Below are 19,213 nucleotides of genomic sequence, written 5' to 3' on the forward strand. Positions count from 1 at the left end.
TTTCCAAATAGAAAAAGTATTTTGTCAAAACAGCTATTTTTTCTTTACATCGCTAGGCGTAAACTTGATTCTACATTAAGGAGTAGCGATGAACTGGGCAAATCAATCACACCACTACGGCATTGTTCAACAAGTTTTACATTGGACGCTTGCAATCGCCATTATTGCTCTGTTTGCTCTTGGCTTGTGGATGGTCAACCTTAATTACTTCAGCCCTTATTATCGTTCAGCGCCTGATCTGCATCGCAGTATTGGGGTACTAGTCGTCACAGCAATGATGATCAGACTCGCATGGAAGGCAGTTAACCCAAAAGTTATCCCCTTATCATCGCATCGTAGCTGGGAGAAATGGCTAGCAGGTCTCATTCATAGTCTATTTTATCTTTTGGTTTTAGCTTTAGGTATTAGTGGTTACATGATCACCACTGCGAATGGTCAACCCCTTCATGTTTTTAATTGGTTTAGCCTACCTGCTATTGATTTTGGTATCAGATACCAGGAAGACATTGCAGGAGACCTTCACGAAGTACTTGCTTGGAGCTTAATGGCCTTGGCGGGACTTCATTTTCTTGGTGCACTTAAGCATCAATTTATTGACCGGGATAACACGCTTTCTCGCATGTTACCTTTTGTTAAACAAAAACAACACAACTGATTTTTTAAGGAGCAATACCATGACTAAACTTAAAAACCTCGCATTGGCTACCAGTTTATTGGTAGTAAGCCCCTGGACTTTGGCTAACCCTACAACCTATGACATTGATACTCCTGGCATGCACGCTGCCATTAATTTCAAGGTCAATCACTTAGGTTTTAGCTGGTTAACAGGACGCTTTGATAGTTTTGAGGGATACTTTATTCATGATGAGAACAACCCTGCCAATGAAAAAGTCGAGGTAACAATTAATACGCGTAGCGTTAACTCAAATCATGCGGAGCGTGATCGCCATCTTCGCAGTGATGACTTTTTAAATGTTAGCCGCTATCCAGAAGCCAAGTTTGTCAGCACCAGCGTAATTAATCAGCCGGATGGCACTAAATTAATTAAAGGGGACTTCACCTTAAATGGCGTAACAAAACCGATTGAAATTGTGGCTAACAAAATTGGTGAAGGGACTGACCCTTGGGGTGGACATCGGGCTGGCTTTGAAGGACGCGCAGAATTTAAAATGGCCGATTTTAATTTTAAAATGGATTTAGGCCCAACCTCATCAACCGTCTATTTAGACCTGCATGTTGAAGGAATTAAACGAGATTAATAATAGTCAATTATTAATCCGACTAGAATGGCCAAACCGACCCAGTGATTTTGCTTGAATGCTTTAAAGCAGGCCTGTGAATCACGCTGTCGGCTTTGCCATAATTGCCAAGCAAATAAGCCGGCAACAAAAAGTAAACTCAACCAAAATGCCCAACCCAGCTGAATCCAGATCCCTAACCAAACTAGCAATAGCAGCATAACACTTTGCAACAAGCCTATCACCAGCAAATCATAACGTCCAAATAAAATAGCGGTCGATTTAATGCCGACTTTCAAATCATCCTCACGATCGGTAATAGCATAAAAGGTGTCATAGATTAACGTCCAAACCAAGGTAATCGCAAAGACTAACCAGGCCTGGTAAGGAACGGTCCCCAATATCGCAGCGTACCCCATCGGTACCGCCCAAGCAAAGGCGGCGCCTAAAAACATCTGCGGCCAATGGGTGAAACGTTTGGTAAAGGGGTATAACGTTGCTAAAACCAACGCCCCCACCGACAAGAGAATAGTTAAAGTATTAAGCAGCAGTACCAGGCCAAAACCGACTAAACACAAGCCCGCAAAGAGTATCAACGCCGCCCTAGGTGTGATTACACACCTAGCCAGCGGTCGCTGCGCAGTACGCGCCACAGCACCATCCCAATGACGATCAGCATAATCATTGATAACACAACCGGCAGAACGCATCACAATAGCGCCTAATATAAAAACCAACAATACCAGCCCTGGTGGTATGCCTTCCGCTGCCAACCATAGTGCCCACAACGCCGGCCACAATACTAGATAAATCCCAACGGGCTTGTCTAGGCGCATTAACTGGATATAGGGCCAAATCTTGGCGTTCAACAGGCTACTACTCAAAAATATGCCCCCAGCCATGCTCTCGCAACCAGGCTAATCCAAGAGGATTGGCTTCTGCTTCAAAGGTAACCTCGTTGTAACGCTCACTATGATGCAGAGTAATTTTTGCCTTATCACGAACCCAAACCGACCGAACTGTCCAGCCCATTAAGTGACTTTGCCCACCATCAAACTCAATGCGCTCCCAACCTTGGGTTGGTAACCAATCGTTCAACTGATCATAGTCTGCTTGTGTCATAGCACCTCCATTTATGTGCTCTGGTGATTAGGATTTAGCTTGCTTAGTAGGTTTTTGCCAACCTTTGATTGTTACCTGCTTACTACGACTGAGTGTTAGCTCCGACGAAATAGCCGACTTAGTAATGGTTGAACCGGCCCCAATGGTGGCATCATCACCGATAGTGACGGGGGCGACCAACTGGGTATCCGAGCCTACAAAGACTCGGTCACCAATAAGGGTTTGATGCTTATTTACACCATCGTAGTTACAGGTAATGGTGCCGGCACCGATATTACACTCTTCGCCCATGACCGTATCACCAATATAGCTTAGATGATTTACTTTTGAACCCCTCGCAACTCGGGCTTGCTTGGTTTCAACAAAATTGCCAATGCGAACCTTATCAGCCAGCTCAGTGCCGGGTCTTAGACGTGCATAGGGACCAACACTGACATGCTTGCCAAGCTTCGCGCCCTCTAGATGACTAAATGGATGAATAATCGTATCATCACCTAAAGTCACATCTTTAAGAATACAATTGGCACCTATCCTAACGCGATTGCCTAGGTGCACGTTCCCTTCAAAGACAACATTGACATCAATTTCAACGTCCTGACCGATACGAACCTGACCTCGGATATCAATACGTGATGGATCAATCAGCGTTGCGCCCTGTAACATCAACTCCGTCGCTAAGGTATATTGATACTGACGTTCAAGATTGGCTAACTGGATTTTATCGTTAACACCAAGTACTTCCATCTCCATCGCAGGTTGTGTCGTTTGAATCGCAAAACCATCTGCTACAGCTAACGCAATAATATCGGTCAAATAATACTCTCCTTGTGCATTATTAGATTGCAACTGGGATAACCAATATTTAAGTTTAGCGCCATTCGCAGCCAAAATACCCGTATTCACCTCGGTCACCTGTAATTGAGCGGGTGTAGCATCTTTTTGCTCGACAATCGCTGTTACATGATGATGTTGATCACGTAGTATGCGACCGTAGCCAGTAGGATTGGTAAGATTCAAGGTTAATAAAGCTAGCGGATTGTGATCGTCAACCAAAGAAAGCAAATCCTTCAGGGTTGCAGTAGCTGTTAATGGAACATCGCCATAAAGCACGAGTAGCGTATCGTCATCCTGGATAAACGGTATTACCTGCTGAACAGCATGACCAGTACCAAGCTGTTCCGCCTGAAGTACAAACTCTACATTTTGGTTAGCCATTACCTCCTCAACTAGCTGCGACTGATGTCCAACAACCGTAAGAATTTGGCTAGCGAAAAGATTTTTAGCACCATCAATAACATGTTGCAATAAGGGCTTGCCAGCGAGAGGCTGTAAAACCTTTGGCAGAGATGAGCGCATACGCGTACCTTTACCTGCAGCCAAAATAACAACTTTTAATGCCATAGTTATATTCCTCAATATTCTTACTAATAAAGTTTAATTCATATCAAAACATCATTAATAAGGACAACTAGAAATAATGACATAAAAAAAGCGCCCGGAGGCGCTTCTTTTCGTTTTTGCGAAACAGCCTTAAGCCATCCCAGTTTTTTGCAAACGCTCACGTAGTTTAGTGACCGTTTGAATTTGAGCAACGGCTTCTGCAAGCTCAACCTGAGCACGCGCAACGTCAACTTCTGATTTTGCGTTTTCCATCGCATCCTCAGCACGTTGTTTAGCTTGAAGAGCTTCCGCTTCATCAAGGTCACGCGAACGAATACACGTATCAGCCAAAATAGTCACAACATGAGGTTGAACCTCAATAGTGCCACTATTAATGAAATAGGTGTCTTCCTCATCACCGCTTTTTACACGGACTTCGCCAGGTTTTAGCTGACTCAAAAACTGGGTATGGAAAGGTAGGATACCTACCTCCCCGTTGGCAGCCTGTGCGAAAAGCATGTCAGCCTTTCCAGAGAAAATCTCACCTTCCGCACTAACGATATCTACTTGCATAGAGACTGCCATGGTTTATTACCCCTTATATTTCTGAGCTTTCTCAAGAACTTCATCAATGGTGCCACAGAACATAAATGCCTGCTCAGGCACATCATCCATTTCACCATTTAAGATCATTTTGAAGCCACGGATAGTTTCGGCCAATGATACATAACGACCATCTTCACCCGTAAATACTTTCGCTACGAAATAAGGTTGTGAGAAGAAACGCTGCATTTTACGCGCACGCGCAACAAGCGCACGGTCTTCTTCTGAAAGTTCATCCATGCCAAGGATAGCAATAATGTCTTTCAATTCCTTATAACGCTGTAACGTTTGCTGAACACCGTTTGCAACATTGTAATGCTCATCACCAACAACCAAAGGATCTAATTGACGAGAAGTCGAATCCAATGGGTCAATTGCAGGATAAATACCTGTTTCAGCAATTGAACGGTTAAGTACAACGGTTGCATCCAAGTGAGCAAATGTCGTTGCTGGTGACGGGTCAGTTAAGTCGTCGGCAGGAACATATACGGCTTGGATAGACGTGATTGAACCCGTTTGTGTTGAGGTAATACGCTCCTGAACCTGACCCATCTCTTCTGCCAATGTTGGCTGATAACCTACCGCAGAAGGCATACGACCTAACAGAGCTGATACCTCAGTACCCGCTAGGGTATAACGATATATGTTATCAACAAAGAACAATACGTCACGTCCTTCATCACGGAAGAACTCGGCCATAGTTAGACCCGTCAAAGCAACACGTAGACGGTTACCTGGTGGCTCGTTCATCTGACCATAAACCAAGGCTACTTTATCAAGTACACCACCTTCATTCATTTCATGATAGAAGTCGTTACCCTCACGCGTACGCTCACCTACACCAGCAAATACTGAGTAACCAGAGTGCTCAATCGCGATGTTACGAATCAATTCCATCATGTTTACGGTTTTACCAACACCGGCACCACCAAATAGACCGACTTTACCACCTTTTGCAAATGGGCAAATCAGATCGATAACCTTAACACCTGTTTCAAGTAATTCTTGCGATGCAGCAAGCTCCTCAAACTTAGGTGCCTTACGATGGATCGGTGCACGATCTTCAGTCTCTACTTCACCCGCATTGTCAATTGCATTACCTAATACATCAAAAATACGACCAAGTGTTGCTTTACCAACAGGTACAGTAATTGCAGAACCTGTATTTGTAACCATCATGCCACGCTTCAAACCATCTGATGAACCCATGGCAATTGCACGTACAACGCCATCACCAATTTGTTGTTGAACTTCAAGCGTTAAACCCTTGTCATCAACAATAAGCGCATCATGAACTTTTGGTAATGCAGCACCACTAAATTCGACGTCGATAACCGGGCCGATAATTTGTACTATTTTTCCACTCATGATAATTAAACCTTTTTTTCCTAATACGAACTTAAACCGCAGAAGCGCCCGCTACAATTTCAGAAAGTTCTTGCGTAATCGCAGCCTGACGAGCCTTGTTATAAGCAAGTTGTAATTCCTTAATCATTTTACCAGCATTATCAGACGCACTTTTCATAGCGACCATCCGTGCCGATTGTTCGCAAGCTACGTTTTCAACAACTGCACCAAATACGGTGCTTTCGATATAACGAACCATTAAGGTATTTAAAGCTTGCTCCGCATCTGGCTCATAGAGATAATCCCAATAAGCTGGCTCTGATTCATCACTCTCAACGGCTTGCAAAGGAATAAGCTGTTCAATGGTAGGAACCTGAGTCATAGCTGATTCGAATTGGTTAGATGCAACATAAACTGCATCAATATCACCATTTTCAAAACGATCAAGCATAACCTTAACAGTACCTACTAAATCACTGATATGAGGTGTGTCACCTAGGTCAACTTTGCTGGCAACAACGTTACCACCATAGTGACGGAAAAAGGTTTGCGCCTTCTTACCAATAATCGCTAATTCAATCTCAACATTGTCTTGTTGCCAAGCCTGAATCTTCTTTAACGTTCTACGGAATAGGTTGGTATTTAAACCACCACATAGACCACGATCAGATGAAACGACCATTAAACCGATACGTTTAATTGGACGATCAAGTGTATAAGGATGCTTATACTCATGATGCGCTTTTGAAACGTGTTCGATTACGCGCTTCACCTTCTCAACATAGGGGCGGGTCGCCGTCATACGAGCTTGCGCTTTACGCATTTTTGACGCCGCCACCATTTCCATGGCTTTGGTGATTTTCTGGGTATTTTTTACTGACGCAATTTGCGTCCGTATTTCTTTACTACCGCCTGCCATGGTCAAACCCCCTTAATAAACGCCAGTTGCTTTGAAAGACTCAATTGCAGCTTTAACACCCGCAATAATTTCGTCATTCCAATCACCTTTAGCATTAATTTTGGCAGCTAGGTCTGCACATTCAGAATTAATGTAGGCATGAAGTGCTGCTTCAAATGCACCAATTTTCTCTACATCAATATCATCCAAATAGCCTTCGTTTGCCGCATAAAGTGAGGTTGCCATTTCAGCAATAGAAAGAGGTGAGTACTGCTTCTGTTTCATCAACTCAGTTACACGCTTACCACGTTCCAGCTGACCTTTTGTAGCCGCATCAAGGTCTGATGCAAACTGAGCAAAAGCAGCCAATTCACGGTATTGTGCCAAGTCAAGACGGATACCACCACCCAACTTTTTGATTGCTTTAGTTTGTGCTGCACCACCTACACGCGATACTGACAAACCGGCGTTAATTGCAGGACGAATACCCTTAGCAAATAAACCTGTTTCCAAGAATATCTGGCCATCAGTAATCGAAATTACGTTAGTAGGTACGAATGCAGATACGTCACCCGCCTGCGTTTCGATAATCGGTAATGCAGTTAATGAACCGGTTTTACCTTTAACTTCGCCATTAGTGAATTTTTCAACATATTCTTCACTAACACGAGCTGCACGCTCTAGAAGACGAGAATGTAGATAGAAGACGTCACCTGGGAAGGCTTCACGACCTGGTGGACGACGTAGCAATAACGAAATCTGACGGTAAGCTTGCGCTTGCTTAGTCAGGTCATCATAAATGATCAACGCATCTTCACCACGGTCACGGAAATATTCACCCATCGCACAACCAGCGTAAGCCGCTAGAAACACAAGTGATGCTGGATCAGACGCATTGGCTGCTACAACAACGGTGTTGTCCATTGCTCCATATTGCTCAAGCTTACGGACAATGTTATTTACTGTAGAGGCTTTCTGCCCCATTGCAACGTAAACACATTTGATACCCGTGTCTTTTTGACTGATTACCGCATCGATTGCGATAGCTGTTTTACCTGTCTGACGGTCACCGATAATCAATTCACGCTGACCACGTCCAACTGGAATCATTGAGTCAATTGACTTAATACCGGTCATCATTGGCTGATCAACAGATTTACGATCGATTACACCAGGAGCAATTCGCTCGATAGGTGAAGTTAATTTAGTTTTAATTGGACCCTTACCGTCGATTGGACGACCTAAACCGTCAACAACACGACCTAACATTTCAGGCCCAACAGGTACTTCAAGGATACGACCTGTACAGGTTACCTTGTCACCTTCAGAGATGTGTTCATATTCACCTAGGATAACAACACCTACTGAGTCACGCTCAAGGTTAAGTGCCATACCAAAAGTTTGTTCATCAAACTGAACCATCTCACCATACATTACATCTGACACGCCATGAATAAGCGCAATACCGTCAGCAATACTGACGACTGTGCCTTCACTGCCAGACTCTGCAGTCACTTCAAAACCGGCAATTCGGTCTTTGATTAAGTCACTGATTTCAGAGGGATTCAATTGCATGTGTCTTCCTCTCAATTAATGGGCGATTGCTGCGCCAAGTTTCTGGATCTGTGTGACAGCGGTATTTTCAACCACCCAGTCACCTACTTTAATTCGTACGCCGGCAATTAATGCACTGTCGGTGATATATTCCACATCGACATCAGCGCCAAACTTAGAATTTAGAGCAGCACTTAATTTACTTTTTTGTTCGTCATTTAATTCCACTGCAGAAGCAATAGATGCTTTCAGACGCTTTTCTTCAGATGCTTTGAGTTCTTCAAAGACACTTGAAACGCTACTAAGCGCGGTTAGGCGTCCTTGCTCAGCTAGAGCGTCAAGAAAGTTTTTTACTTCTTTTGACAGGTTAGCTGAACCCAAAAGGCTGACAAACACATCAACCTTTTGTTCTTTTGATCGCGAAGGATTAGCCAAAAACTTTGCCATATCGTCATTACTTGCAATAGCAGCTAAGTTCGATAGCACATCTGACCAATCTTTTAATGCGTTTTGTTCTTTAGCAAAACGAAACGCAGCTTCTGCATAGGGACGAGCGATGGTGATTAATTCTGCCATATCAAATTTCCCTTAGATCTGTTTTACAAGGGCGTCAAGCATCTCATTATGAGCTTTTGCATCGACTTCCTTATGCAAAATTTTCTCTGCACCTGAAACTACTAAGGCTGCAACTTCTTTACGTAGTTGCTCTCTGGCACGACTAATTTCTTGCTCAATATCGGCTTGGGCGGCCGCTTTAATGCGTTCAGCTTCTTCTGCTGCTTTCACCTTAGCGTCTTCGACGATTTCGGTACTGCGTTTTTCAGCTTGGCTTAACACATTTTGAGCTTGTAACTTAGCGTCTTTTAGCACCTCTTTAGCGCGCTTTTCAGCTAATTCAAGCTCATGCTTGCCTTTTTCTGCCGCTGAAAGACCGTCAGCAATACGCTTTTGACGATCTTCTAACAGCTTAGACATTGGCCCCCACAGCACCTTATTCACAAACCAAATCAATAACACAAAGGAAATGATTTGAATGATTACGGTTGCATTAATATTCACAGTGGTTACCTCGTCATTCGTTGATAATAGTTACAATTAAGCTCGGAGCTAATTAAGCACCGATAGCTGCTTGCATTGCACCAACGAATGGGTTAGCGAACAAGAACCACATCGCGAAGGCTAGGATGATGAATGGGAAAGATTCCATCAAACCAGCGAAGATGAACATGTTAGTCATTAATGCTGGACGCATTTCTGGTTGACGTGCAATACCTTCTAGGGTTTTAGAACAAATTAGACCCCAACCGATTGCTGAACCCAGACCTGCTGCTGCCAAAATAACCCCAACACCAATTGCAGTGGCGGCGTAAATGTCGGCAATCATCATTGCTGTTACTTCCATTGACTTTCTCCTAAGTTTTTTACAGTTAAAGTTAAAAAAGCTTTTTACCAAAAGGTAGGTGCGCTTAAACCCTGAGGGGCCATAGACCCCGACTTCTTTACTTATCTCACTTAGTGCGCTTCGTCATGCGCCATAGCAAGATAAACAATCGTTAATACCATGAAGATAAATGCTTGCAAGGTAATAATTAAGATATGGAAGATCGCCCAACCTAAATCAAGTATAGCTTGCAATGGTGCCCAGAAAAGTGCGGCAGCACCTACTGCCATTGTGCCACCGATCAAGGCGATCAACATAAATACGAGTTCTCCCGCGAAGATGTTACCGAATAAACGCAGTGCCAATGAGATTGGCTTAGCAATTTCTTCAATGAAAGTCATCACGATGTTTACAGGAATTAGGAATTTACCAAATGGGTGGAACAAGAATACCTTCATGTAACCCACAAAACCTTTAAATTTAACGTTGTAGTAAATTACCAATGCGAACACTACAAGCGCTAGGGCTAAGGTCGTATTTAGGTCAGTAGTCGGTACAATTTTAAGATAGGCGTCTGGATTGCCCGTCAGCAACTGGAACATGTATGGGAAGAAATCGATTGGAATCAAATCCATAAAGTTCATTAACCAAACCCAAAGGAAAATGGTCAGTGCCAAGGGCACAATTAATGGATTACGATAGGGGAATGACTCTCTCACCGTTTTATCAACAAAATCTAGAATAGATTCAATAAAGTTTTGTAATCCACCTGGAACACCTGTTTCAAGACGACGACCAACATAGGCCGCTACCCCGATAATAAGCATGCCCAGCATGGCACTCACGATAATGGTATCTAAATGGAAGGTCCAAAACCCGCTTCCGACATAGTTGTTTTGCAAGTGGTGTTGTATATACTCAACACTGCTCGGTTTTTCAGCACTCAAGAGTCTTCTCCTTAGTCAGTCAAACGACGCTTACCCGCAAGATTGAAAACTTGACCTATTGTCATCGCAATAAATGTAATGACAACAGGTAACGCCTCAAACTTGAAGAGCGCCAGCCCAATAATAAACAACGCAGCTAACAGCACAAACCGTATCACTGCACTCATATATAAAACTAACATGCCGGTTTTGGGATCAGTCTCTGAGCGTTTATTGGCAATTCTAAATGTCGTTGTTAGCATTAATACGTTTGCTAACCCAATCAACATGCCATAAATCGCTGAGCCTGCTTGACCCCAAAACGCGAAAATCAATACGACAACAACCCCAATACCTAGTTGAATTAACAGGCTTTTTTGTGATCCCTTAGCCATTGTTAACATCTTTGGTGGATTGTTTGTCCATTCTGTTGACCATGTGTTGCACTTTTTGCGCCCCACCGATCATTCCAAGCACTCCACAAATAAGCATAAAGATTGGCGTGGTGCTTAGTAGGTAATCAATAAAGTAGCCAACAATAAAACCAGAAATAATCATTGCAGTAAACATTTGGCCGGAACCAATCATCAAAAAATTAAAACCTTGCTTAGGCTTTTCTTTGTTTACTTGTGCGCTATTCGATACTGCGTTTTGCTCTTGATCATTCATGCACTTTATTTTCACTGGTTATTGGCAAAGCCTGCACATATTAAACCTTTCAAGATTTAATTGCTAGTATTTCGTTATCTCAAAAGCTATTTAATCCTTTTTAATAACTGTTGCAGTTCTTCTAAATCGCTGTAGCTAACTTCAATTTTGCCACGACCTGTAGCATGATGCTTTATTTTAACTCTTGCGCCCAACTGTTCGCCGAGCGCCTGCTCTAATGAACGAATATTCGGATCAATGCTTGGTGATGGTTTTTCAGACTGCGAAACTACTTCGTTGTTATTGGCATGCTGTTGAATAGCCTGTTCAATTTGACGCACCGACCAGCCTTCATCAATAGCCTGCTGTGCTAATTGCACCTGCTCAGACCCCTCCAGGGTTAACAGGGCACGCACATGGCCCATACTTAACAGCCCATCTTGCAACCAGTCCTGCAACAATTCTGGCAGCTTCAGCAAACGCAGTAAATTGGTTACGGCACTGCGTGAGCGCCCAACGGCCTCGGCCACTTCTTGATGCGTTAGTTCAAATTCGGTTAATAATCGCGCCAGCGCTTGAGCTTCTTCTAGTGGATTTAGGTCTTTCCGCTGAATATTTTCAATCAGCGCCATGGCTAGTGCTTGTTGATCTTCCAGCTCACGAATCACCGCTGGAACCTGACTTAAGCCGGCTAACTGCGCTGCGCGCCAACGACGCTCACCCGCAATCAGCTCATATTGCTGCTCGGCGACTAAACGTACAATCACCGGCTGAACCAAACCTTGTGCTTTAATCGAATCGGCTAATTCCTGTAGCGCATCTTGATCAAAATGTTGTCGAGGCTGATAACGCCCTACTTGTATTGAGGTGACATCCAGCATCGCCATATCCCAATCTTTTGATCGATTTAGGCTTGTGGGCTTAGTTGCCATCAATACATCGAGCCCCTTACCCAATCCTGAATGCCGTTTTGCCGCCATCAACTTATTCCTTTAAAACTTGAGTTTGCGTGCTAATTCATTAGCCAACGCTAAATAGGCCATCGCACCGGTTGAATTCGCATCATAATCTAATATGGATTCCCCATAACTAGGCGCTTCTGCTAAACGGATATTGCGCGGAATGATCGTTTGCAGGACTTTTAAGCCAAAATGCGCAACCAGCTGATTGGAGACATCATTGGCTAAATTGTTACGTCTATCGTGCATAGTACGCAATAAACCATCAATCGCCAAACTCGGATTTAAATCTGCCTGCACTTTACTGACGGTATTCATCAGTGCACTCAAACCTTCAAGCGCAAAATACTCGCATTGCACTGGCACCAACAAGCCATCCGCCGCGGCCAACCCACTCAGTGTCAACATATTCAAACTCGGTGGACAATCAATTAACACCACATCGTATTCATCCACACAGCTGGCGATAGCCTGCTTTAATGCAAGCGCCCCCTGGTCTTGATTAAGCAGTTCAATTTCGGCTGCTGTTAAATCGCCATGCGCAGGAATGACATCCAGGCCTGCTTGTTCGGCTCGCAGGCGCACTTGATGGCAACTGACACCACCGACTAATAAATCGTAGGCGCTATAGGTCAAATCGCCGCGCTCAAAACCTAATGCGACCGTTGCATTGCCTTGCGGATCTAAATCGATCATCAGCACACGTTTTTTTAATTTTGCCAGGCCTGCGGCTAAATTGACGCTGGTGGTGGTTTTGCCCACCCCGCCTTTTTGATTAACTACTGCGATGACTCTTGCCATTAAGGTGCTTCCTGCTTGGTTAATCGAACGAGATAACGCGCGGCGTCTAATTCAGGTACCGCTAACGACCAGGCCTGATGAACATAACCCATCGGCACCTCTTGCAATTCATCTTGTAAGGCTTGCGACTTCATCGCCCATAAATGGCCATCTGATGCTAACAAGCCTTGGGTTAGACTGGCAAAGTTACCTAAAGCAGTAAAGGCTCTCGAAATAATGGCATGATACTGGTGTTCATGCTCTTCAATTCGCTCATGGCACACGATGACATTATCCAATCCCAGCTGCCCTTTTGCTTGCACTAAAAAACGGGTTTTTTTATGGTTACTGTCTAAGAGCCTAATCGGCAAATCAGGCATCACAATGGCTAAAGGAATGCCGGGTAAGCCGGCACCGGTGCCGACATCAAGCAAATCCCTGATGCCTTCGGCCCTTAAAACCGGTGCGACAGCTAAACTATCAAACACATGTTTTACTAACATCTCATCAGGATCACGAATAGCGCTCAGATTATAAACGCGATTCCACTTGTCCATCAATTGCACATACTCTAACAGCTGGCGATGCATCTTCGGCGTTAGCGCTAATTGCAACTGCGCGGCGGCTTGGTTCAGGCGTTGTTCAGCACTCATTCAATTGCCGCCAACCCAGCCTGTTTAGCGGCCACCTCAGCACGGTGCTTTTTCATAAAAATCAATAACAGTGAAATCGCCGCCGGGGTGATGCCGGAAATACGTGACGCCATACCAATAGTCGCGGGTTTATGCTGACGCAGTTTTTGTTTAACCTCATTCGATAGACCCGAAATACGTTCTAAATCCAAGTCCTCAGGAATAGGCGTATTCTGCTCACGGCTGGTTTTTTCAATTTCTTGCAATTGGCGTTCAATGTAACCGGCATACTTAGCTTCAATTTCAATCTGTTCAACGACATCTGCCGCCACCACTTGATCACCAAACACACTCAGTTCAGCTAGGGCTTGATAGGTCACCCCAGGGCGACGCAATAAATCAAACAGCGTGTGCTCTTTGCTCAGCGGTAAATTCATTAAGGCTTCGGCTTGTTTAGCTTCTGGATGCGCAGGGTGAATCCACACCTCTTTTAAACGCTGGGTTTCGCGCTCTAAGGCATTGAGCTTTTGCTCATAGGCTGCCCAACGAACATCATCGACTAAACCAAATGCCCGGCCTATTTCGGTTAAGCGTTGGTCAGCATTGTCTTCACGCAGTAATAAACGGTATTCCGCCCGTGAAGTAAACATTCGATAGGGTTCTTGTGTTCCCAGCGTAATCAAATCATCAACCAACACCCCTAAATAGGCTTGATCGCGCCGTGGATACCATAACGCCTTATCTTGTGCCGCTAAACCCGCATTCAGGCCTGCTAATAAGCCCTGCGCACCAGCCTCTTCATAACCGGTGGTGCCGTTAATTTGACCGGCAAAAAACAACCCCTTAATCGCTTGGGTTTCGAGAGTAGGCTTTAAACCACGCGGATCGAAATAATCATACTCAATGGCATAGCCAGGACGCATAATCAATGCATTCTCTAGACCAACCATTGAACGCACAATCTTCACCTGGGTTTCAAACGGCAAACTGGTTGATATGCCATTCGGATATAACTCTGTCGTGGTTAGGCCTTCTGGCTCAATAAACACCTGATGCGATGATTTATCGGCAAAACGCATGACTTTATCTTCAATAGACGGACAATAACGAGGCCCCACTCCTTCAATCACGCCAGCATACATCGGTGATTGATCAAGTGAACCGCGTATCACGTCATGCGTGTGTTCGTTGGTATGCGTAATGTAGCAAGGAATTTGTTTGGGATGCATCGCGCGCGAACCCAAATAAGAAAACACCGGCGCAGGGTCATCGCCCGCCTGGACTTGCAACTGGCTAAAGTCCACCGTTCTGGCATCAATACGCGGCGGCGTGCCGGTTTTTAAGCGACCGACCGGCAAACTGAGCTCACGCAATTTAGCGGCAAGGCGATTCGCCGGCGCATCACCAGCACGACCGCCCTCATAGTTTTGCAAGCCTATATGGATTCGACCCGCTAAAAACGTACCCGCTGTAAGCACCACTTGTCGCGCATAGAAGTTAAGATTCATTTTAGTAACCACGCCAACAACCTGCTCGCCTTCGAGCAATAAATCCTCGACTGGTTGTTGAAACAAGGTCAGGTTAGGTTGCTGCTGCAAACGTGACAAGATAGCCTGCTTATAGAGTAGCCGGTCCGCTTGCGCTCGCGTGGCACGCACCGCAGGCCCTTTCGACGAATTCAGCGTCCGAAACTGAATACCGCCTTCATCGATCGCCAAAGCCATCGCACCACCCAGTGCATCAATTTCTTTAACCAAATGGCCTTTACCTATGCCGCCGATAGCAGGATTACAGGACATCGCCCCTAGCGTATCAATATTATGAGTAAGCAACAGAGTTTTGACCCCCATGCGCGCCGCCGCTAAAGCCGCTTCGGTACCTGCATGACCGCCGCCCACTACAATCACATCAAAGTGCGTCATTGCCTTATCCATTTGCCCACTCACTCATAGCATCAAGCTAGTATTCTATTAAAGCCGCTATTTTATCACAAAGGGGGCTAGACCCAAGTTTTGGATGTAAAAGGTAACTTTAGGATCATTAAAATTAGCTAGAGTATGATAATATGTTACATGAAACAATTTTTAAAGGTAATTCATTATGAGTTCACCCATCACCAAACGCGTTCAAAATCATCGCGATAACCTGCGAACTTTAGGCTTTAGACCGGTACAGATTTGGGTAAAAGATACCCGCTCTGAACAATTTAAGGCAGAGTGTCGAGCGCAATCGCGATCCTTATATAATGACCCCCAAGAACAGGGTGTATTAGATTGGATCGAAACAGTTCAAGACACATCGGGCTGGGAAGCATGAGAGGTGACCTTGTAACCATTGCCCCAACAGGTGACTATGGCAAACCTAGACCCGCCGTAATTATTCAATCAGATTTATTTTCAGAGCATCCTTCAATTGTATTGCTGCCACTTACGAGCGCTGTTAGACAAAATGTTTCGCATTTTAGAATCAACGTCGAGCCAACTGAAAAGAACGGCTTAACCAAGCCATCACAAATTATGGTAGACAAACCCTACACGGCATCAGCCGAGAAAATTGGTCGTAAATTCGGCCAAATAGAAGCTAGCAAGCTAAAAGAAATAGACAGAACTTTAGCGGTATTTCTTGGCATAGCTTAGTAAAATTTTGGAGTCATTATGCGTCGATTAAAAATCAGTTTATTGGCAGGGATTGCGCTCGCGTCTTTAGCGGCATGCCAATTAGTGGACACACCGAAAAACTATGGGTTGCAAGCCCCCCTTCAACTAACTCTATTAGCCGATTTACACTTTGCACCTGGGACACTGCGGTTTGTCTTTCAAGACGGCGAAGGCTATAACGGTCGCCAATTTAACCATTGGCGTGAACACTGCCGGATAGAACTGCGCTATCTGTCCGATAGGCCACAAACCCTGCCAGCAGGGCAATATAAAATGGAGCGTATTCAGTTTGGCAGCGAACAGGTTGCCAATTTGGAACAAGGCTGGCTAAAAACCAGCGACGGGGCCAATGATAACCCGCCGAAAATAATGGAGTTAGTCCATTTTTATAGCGCCGACGATCAAGATTTTTATCGGCTAACCTGTGCGAGCGCACTTAGTGATGGCAGTACGGCGGACTACCCTTATTTTATGCGCCCGAATCCACAGCGGATCCAAGAAATATTAGGTAATTGGGCGCGGCTTGACTGAGCGGCCGGGTTTTTCATCCAGCGGTTTATCCGGCCAGCGATGGCGCGGATAACGGCCTTTCATATCTTTAATCACCTCAAAATAGGAGTGTCGCCAAAAGTAGGCTAAATCGGCGGTGGTCTGAATCGGGCGCCGCGCGGGCGATAATAACTCAAAGGTTAATGCCACTTGCCTCCAAGCCAACCGCGGCGAACTTAATTCGCCAAACACCTCTTGCAGTTGGAGCGATACTTTGGCAATTTTCGGCTGACTATAATCGATGGCGACTTTTTTATCGCTTGGGGCATGGTAAAACCGAGGGGCTTCGCGCTCCAACACTTGCTGCTGTTCATAATCCAACAAGCTGTGCATTATCGCCACCATATCCAACTTTTGCAGTTCTTTAATGCGGCTGATGCCCGATAAATAAGGCGCTAACCAGCGCTCGATATTGGCCGACAACCAGGCCTGGTCGTAACTTGGCCAGTCGGCGTTCGCCGTCTGACTTAAATCCGCCAACCAACGTAATCGCGTTAAATAATCTTGCGCCGCGTCAGTCCACGGCAATAAATCCAAATGGTTGGCCAACACCTCCAATAACGCGGTTTGAAACTCGCTCGGTTTAATAGCGTCAGTCAGTTTTTCGCTTAATACCAACTTGCCTAAACGCATCTGCTCGCGGGCGATTAATTCGCGTTTTTTGGCATCAAAACCTAAACCGATATGGCGTTCTATCTGTGTCGAGAAGGTGTGTTCAATGCTCGCTAAATCTAACGGCGCCGCCAGATAAATACGCCCTTCTTGGCGCTGACCGTCGAGATTCGCGATGGCTAACCAGGCCTGCTGACCTAACGGATCCTCGTTTTTTAATAACGCGCCTTTGCCATTAGATAACAGATAACGCGGCGTATCACCTTTGCGCCGCTGCGCAATGCGGTCGGGAAACGCCAACGCCACCAACGAACCGCTTTCGGTTTGCATTTGCGCCAAACTTAGCACCTTCGGTGCTGAAAAGCGGAGTTGTTTACGCCAACTGTCGGCGTTTTTTAACGCCTGTTCGATGGCGGCGGTTTGAATGACATAATCTTGTTTGGCTTGTTTACGATCTTGCCGATACGCTTGCAATACCATTAAGCGTTTAATTAAATCCGCCGATGGCTCATGGCGTAAAATATCGCCTTCGGCCAATAACGCAGCCAAATCCAATGCCAGCGTTTGCCTGTCTGCCGATTGCGTCTGCACACTCAATAACATGCGCGCTAAACGCGGATTCAGCCCCAACCCTTGCGCAGATCGACCCAACTCGGTTAACCCGCCTTTGTCGGTAAGCAAGTCCAAATCCTGCAATAAGCTTTTGGCGGCGGCGTAATGCGCGAGCGGCGGGGCCGTGAGCCAGCGTAATTCATCCGGGGAAGACACCCCCCACAAGGCCAACTCTAAACACAAATCCGACAAATCGGTCTGGGTGATTTCTTCGGCCTCAAATACCTGCATTTGCGCCTGCTGACCCTGCGACCACAAACGATAACACACCCCCGCCATCAAGCGACCGGCGCGGCCTCGGCGTTGATCGGCGCTCGCTTGCGAAATGCGCTGCGTGACCAATCGCGTCATGCCGCTGGACACATCATAAACGGCTTTTCGCGCCCAACCCGAATCCACCACAGCATCAATGCCGTCAATGGTTAAACTGGTTTCGGCGATATTGGTCGCCAAAATAATTTTGCGCCGCCCTTGCGGGTCGGGTACCAGCGCGATTTCCTGCTGTTCCGGCGCTAATTGACCGTATAGCGGACACACCACCAGGCCTGGTTGTTGAGCGTTTTGCAACAAACTTTCTTGCAGCAAGCTTTGCAGACGTTTGATTTCCGCTTGCCCCGGCAAAAACACCAACACGTCTTGCCGAGCGGTTTTAAGCGCTTGGCTAATTAGTTGTTTTAACAAAGGCAACCAATCTTGCGGATGTGTTGAATTTAAGGGCTGGGGTAAATAGTGGGTTTCAACCGGAAAACTTCGACCTTGAGCGCATAATACCGGCGCATTATTTAAAAAGACACTGACCTGTTCGGCATCCATGGTTGCCGACATCACCAGCAGTTTTAAGTCGTCACGCAAACCGGCTTGCACATCCAAACACAAGGTTAGTGCTAAATCGGCATGAATCGAGCGTTCGTGAAACTCGTCGAAAATGACCAATGCCACATCGGACAACTCAGGATCGGATTGCAACCGCCGCGTTAATATCCCTTCGGTGACAATCTCCAAGCGCGTTGAAGCCGACACTTTGCGTTCGTTACGAATTTGATAACCAATAGTTTGGCCGACTTTTTCGCCCAGCTGACTCGCCAAATAATTCGCAATCGAGCGCACCGCCAATCGACGCGGCTCCAGCATGAGGATTTTTTTGCCCGCCAACCCATCCGCGTTTAATAACGCCAAGGGCACCGCAGTGGATTTACCCGCGCCCGGCTCGGCTTGCAGTACCAGGCCTGGTGCTTGAGCCAAAGTGGCAACAATCTGAGGTAATAGAGGGGAAATAGGTAGAGTCATCAATCACTGTGATAAAAAAACCCGCAAC

At 45.5% G+C, this 19,213-nt stretch carries 23 protein-coding genes; 5 read left to right on the forward strand and 18 right to left on the reverse strand.

Annotated elements, in window-relative coordinates; all coding sequences use genetic code 11:
* Positions 1-88 precede the first annotated feature (88 nt).
* Positions 89-655 carry a cytochrome b gene (locus BM293_RS06085; protein WP_093447592.1) on the forward strand — a complete coding sequence of 189 codons (567 nt, stop codon included), beginning with the start codon at positions 89-91 and terminating at the stop codon, positions 653-655.
* A gap of 19 nt (positions 656-674) precedes the next feature.
* Positions 675-1,259: a YceI family protein gene (locus tag BM293_RS06090; protein WP_093447594.1), complete on the forward strand. Its 585-nt coding sequence runs from the start codon at positions 675-677 to the stop codon at positions 1,257-1,259.
* Here BM293_RS06090 and ubiA read toward each other — a convergent pair.
* From ubiA to mnmG, 17 genes are all read right to left on the reverse strand, one after another.
* Positions 1,256-2,122 carry a 4-hydroxybenzoate octaprenyltransferase gene (ubiA, locus tag BM293_RS06095; RefSeq protein ID WP_255360084.1) on the reverse strand — a complete coding sequence of 289 codons (867 nt, stop codon included), beginning with the start codon at positions 2,120-2,122 and terminating at the stop codon, positions 1,256-1,258. The genes BM293_RS06090 and ubiA overlap by 4 nt on opposite strands.
* Entirely contained in the window at positions 2,115-2,360 is a 246-nt protein-coding gene (locus BM293_RS06100) for a hypothetical protein (RefSeq protein WP_093447596.1), read from the reverse strand. Before BM293_RS06100 ends, ubiA begins: the two co-directional genes overlap by 8 nt.
* A gap of 27 nt (positions 2,361-2,387) precedes the next feature.
* Positions 2,388-3,761, reverse strand: coding sequence for a bifunctional UDP-N-acetylglucosamine diphosphorylase/glucosamine-1-phosphate N-acetyltransferase GlmU (gene glmU / locus BM293_RS06105; protein ID WP_093447598.1), 1,374 nt, complete (start codon positions 3,759-3,761; stop codon positions 2,388-2,390).
* Positions 3,762-3,890: 129 nt separating this feature from the next.
* A complete protein-coding gene (locus tag BM293_RS06110; RefSeq protein WP_093447600.1) occupies positions 3,891-4,325 on the reverse strand; it encodes a F0F1 ATP synthase subunit epsilon in 435 nt (144 codons plus the stop codon).
* Between the two features lie 6 nt (positions 4,326-4,331).
* On the reverse strand, positions 4,332-5,714 hold the full coding sequence (gene atpD, locus BM293_RS06115) for a F0F1 ATP synthase subunit beta (RefSeq protein WP_200770612.1): 1,383 nt from the start codon (positions 5,712-5,714) through the stop codon (positions 4,332-4,334).
* 28 nt (positions 5,715-5,742) lie between these two features.
* Positions 5,743-6,609: a F0F1 ATP synthase subunit gamma gene (gene atpG, locus BM293_RS06120; RefSeq protein WP_093447604.1), complete on the reverse strand. Its 867-nt coding sequence runs from the start codon at positions 6,607-6,609 to the stop codon at positions 5,743-5,745.
* Between the two features lie 12 nt (positions 6,610-6,621).
* On the reverse strand, positions 6,622-8,163 hold the full coding sequence (gene atpA / locus BM293_RS06125) for a F0F1 ATP synthase subunit alpha (RefSeq protein ID WP_093447606.1): 1,542 nt from the start codon (positions 8,161-8,163) through the stop codon (positions 6,622-6,624).
* 15 nt (positions 8,164-8,178) lie between these two features.
* Positions 8,179-8,718, reverse strand: coding sequence for a F0F1 ATP synthase subunit delta (locus BM293_RS06130; RefSeq protein ID WP_093447608.1), 540 nt, complete (start codon positions 8,716-8,718; stop codon positions 8,179-8,181).
* Positions 8,719-8,730: 12 nt separating this feature from the next.
* Positions 8,731-9,201, reverse strand: a complete 471-nt coding sequence (locus tag BM293_RS06135) for a F0F1 ATP synthase subunit B (protein ID WP_006460106.1) — start codon at positions 9,199-9,201, stop codon at positions 8,731-8,733.
* A gap of 52 nt (positions 9,202-9,253) precedes the next feature.
* Complete coding sequence (gene atpE / locus BM293_RS06140) at positions 9,254-9,544, reverse strand: F0F1 ATP synthase subunit C (protein WP_006460105.1); 291 nt, start codon at positions 9,542-9,544, stop codon at positions 9,254-9,256.
* A 110-nt stretch (positions 9,545-9,654) separates the two neighbouring features.
* Entirely contained in the window at positions 9,655-10,470 is an 816-nt protein-coding gene (gene atpB, locus BM293_RS06145) for a F0F1 ATP synthase subunit A (protein ID WP_093447610.1), read from the reverse strand.
* Positions 10,471-10,481: 11 nt separating this feature from the next.
* Positions 10,482-10,844 (reverse strand): ATP synthase subunit I, encoded by a 363-nt coding sequence (locus BM293_RS06150; RefSeq protein ID WP_093447611.1) that lies wholly within the window; start codon positions 10,842-10,844, stop codon positions 10,482-10,484.
* On the reverse strand, positions 10,837-11,118 hold the full coding sequence (locus BM293_RS06155) for an AtpZ/AtpI family protein (protein ID WP_093447613.1): 282 nt from the start codon (positions 11,116-11,118) through the stop codon (positions 10,837-10,839). The genes BM293_RS06150 and BM293_RS06155 overlap by 8 nt, the downstream gene beginning before the upstream one ends.
* 86 nt (positions 11,119-11,204) lie before the next feature.
* Positions 11,205-12,077: a ParB/RepB/Spo0J family partition protein gene (locus tag BM293_RS06160; protein ID WP_093447614.1), complete on the reverse strand. Its 873-nt coding sequence runs from the start codon at positions 12,075-12,077 to the stop codon at positions 11,205-11,207.
* A 12-nt stretch (positions 12,078-12,089) separates the two neighbouring features.
* A complete protein-coding gene (locus tag BM293_RS06165) occupies positions 12,090-12,857 on the reverse strand; it encodes a ParA family protein (RefSeq protein ID WP_093447616.1) in 768 nt (255 codons plus the stop codon).
* The gene (rsmG, locus tag BM293_RS06170) at positions 12,857-13,489 is read right to left on the reverse strand and encodes a 16S rRNA (guanine(527)-N(7))-methyltransferase RsmG (RefSeq protein WP_093447618.1); all 633 of its coding nucleotides are present in this window, start codon (positions 13,487-13,489) and stop codon (positions 12,857-12,859) included. Before rsmG ends, BM293_RS06165 begins: the two co-directional genes overlap by 1 nt.
* Positions 13,486-15,402 (reverse strand): tRNA uridine-5-carboxymethylaminomethyl(34) synthesis enzyme MnmG, encoded by a 1,917-nt coding sequence (gene mnmG / locus BM293_RS06175; RefSeq protein WP_093447619.1) that lies wholly within the window; start codon positions 15,400-15,402, stop codon positions 13,486-13,488. Before mnmG ends, rsmG begins: the two co-directional genes overlap by 4 nt.
* Positions 15,403-15,568: 166 nt before the next feature.
* Between mnmG and BM293_RS06180 the strand changes: the two genes are divergently transcribed.
* From BM293_RS06180 to BM293_RS06190, 3 genes are read left to right on the forward strand one after another with little or no spacing between them, the layout of a single operon-like run.
* The gene (locus BM293_RS06180; RefSeq protein ID WP_093447621.1) at positions 15,569-15,784 is read left to right on the forward strand and encodes an antitoxin MazE family protein; all 216 of its coding nucleotides are present in this window, start codon (positions 15,569-15,571) and stop codon (positions 15,782-15,784) included.
* On the forward strand, positions 15,781-16,104 hold the full coding sequence (locus BM293_RS06185; protein ID WP_093447623.1) for a type II toxin-antitoxin system PemK/MazF family toxin: 324 nt from the start codon (positions 15,781-15,783) through the stop codon (positions 16,102-16,104). The genes BM293_RS06180 and BM293_RS06185 overlap by 4 nt, the downstream gene beginning before the upstream one ends.
* 18 nt (positions 16,105-16,122) lie before the next feature.
* A complete protein-coding gene (locus BM293_RS06190; protein ID WP_093447624.1) occupies positions 16,123-16,656 on the forward strand; it encodes a hypothetical protein in 534 nt (177 codons plus the stop codon).
* Here the strand turns inward: BM293_RS06190 and hrpB are convergent.
* On the reverse strand, positions 16,630-19,185 hold the full coding sequence (hrpB, locus tag BM293_RS06195) for an ATP-dependent helicase HrpB (RefSeq protein ID WP_093447626.1): 2,556 nt from the start codon (positions 19,183-19,185) through the stop codon (positions 16,630-16,632). The genes BM293_RS06190 and hrpB overlap by 27 nt on opposite strands.
* Between the last annotated feature and the right edge of the window lie 28 nt (positions 19,186-19,213).

Origin of the sequence: Thiomicrospira sp. ALE5, assembly GCF_900112445.1 — a bacterium.
Lineage (GTDB): Bacteria > Pseudomonadota > Gammaproteobacteria > Thiomicrospirales > Thiomicrospiraceae > Thiomicrospira.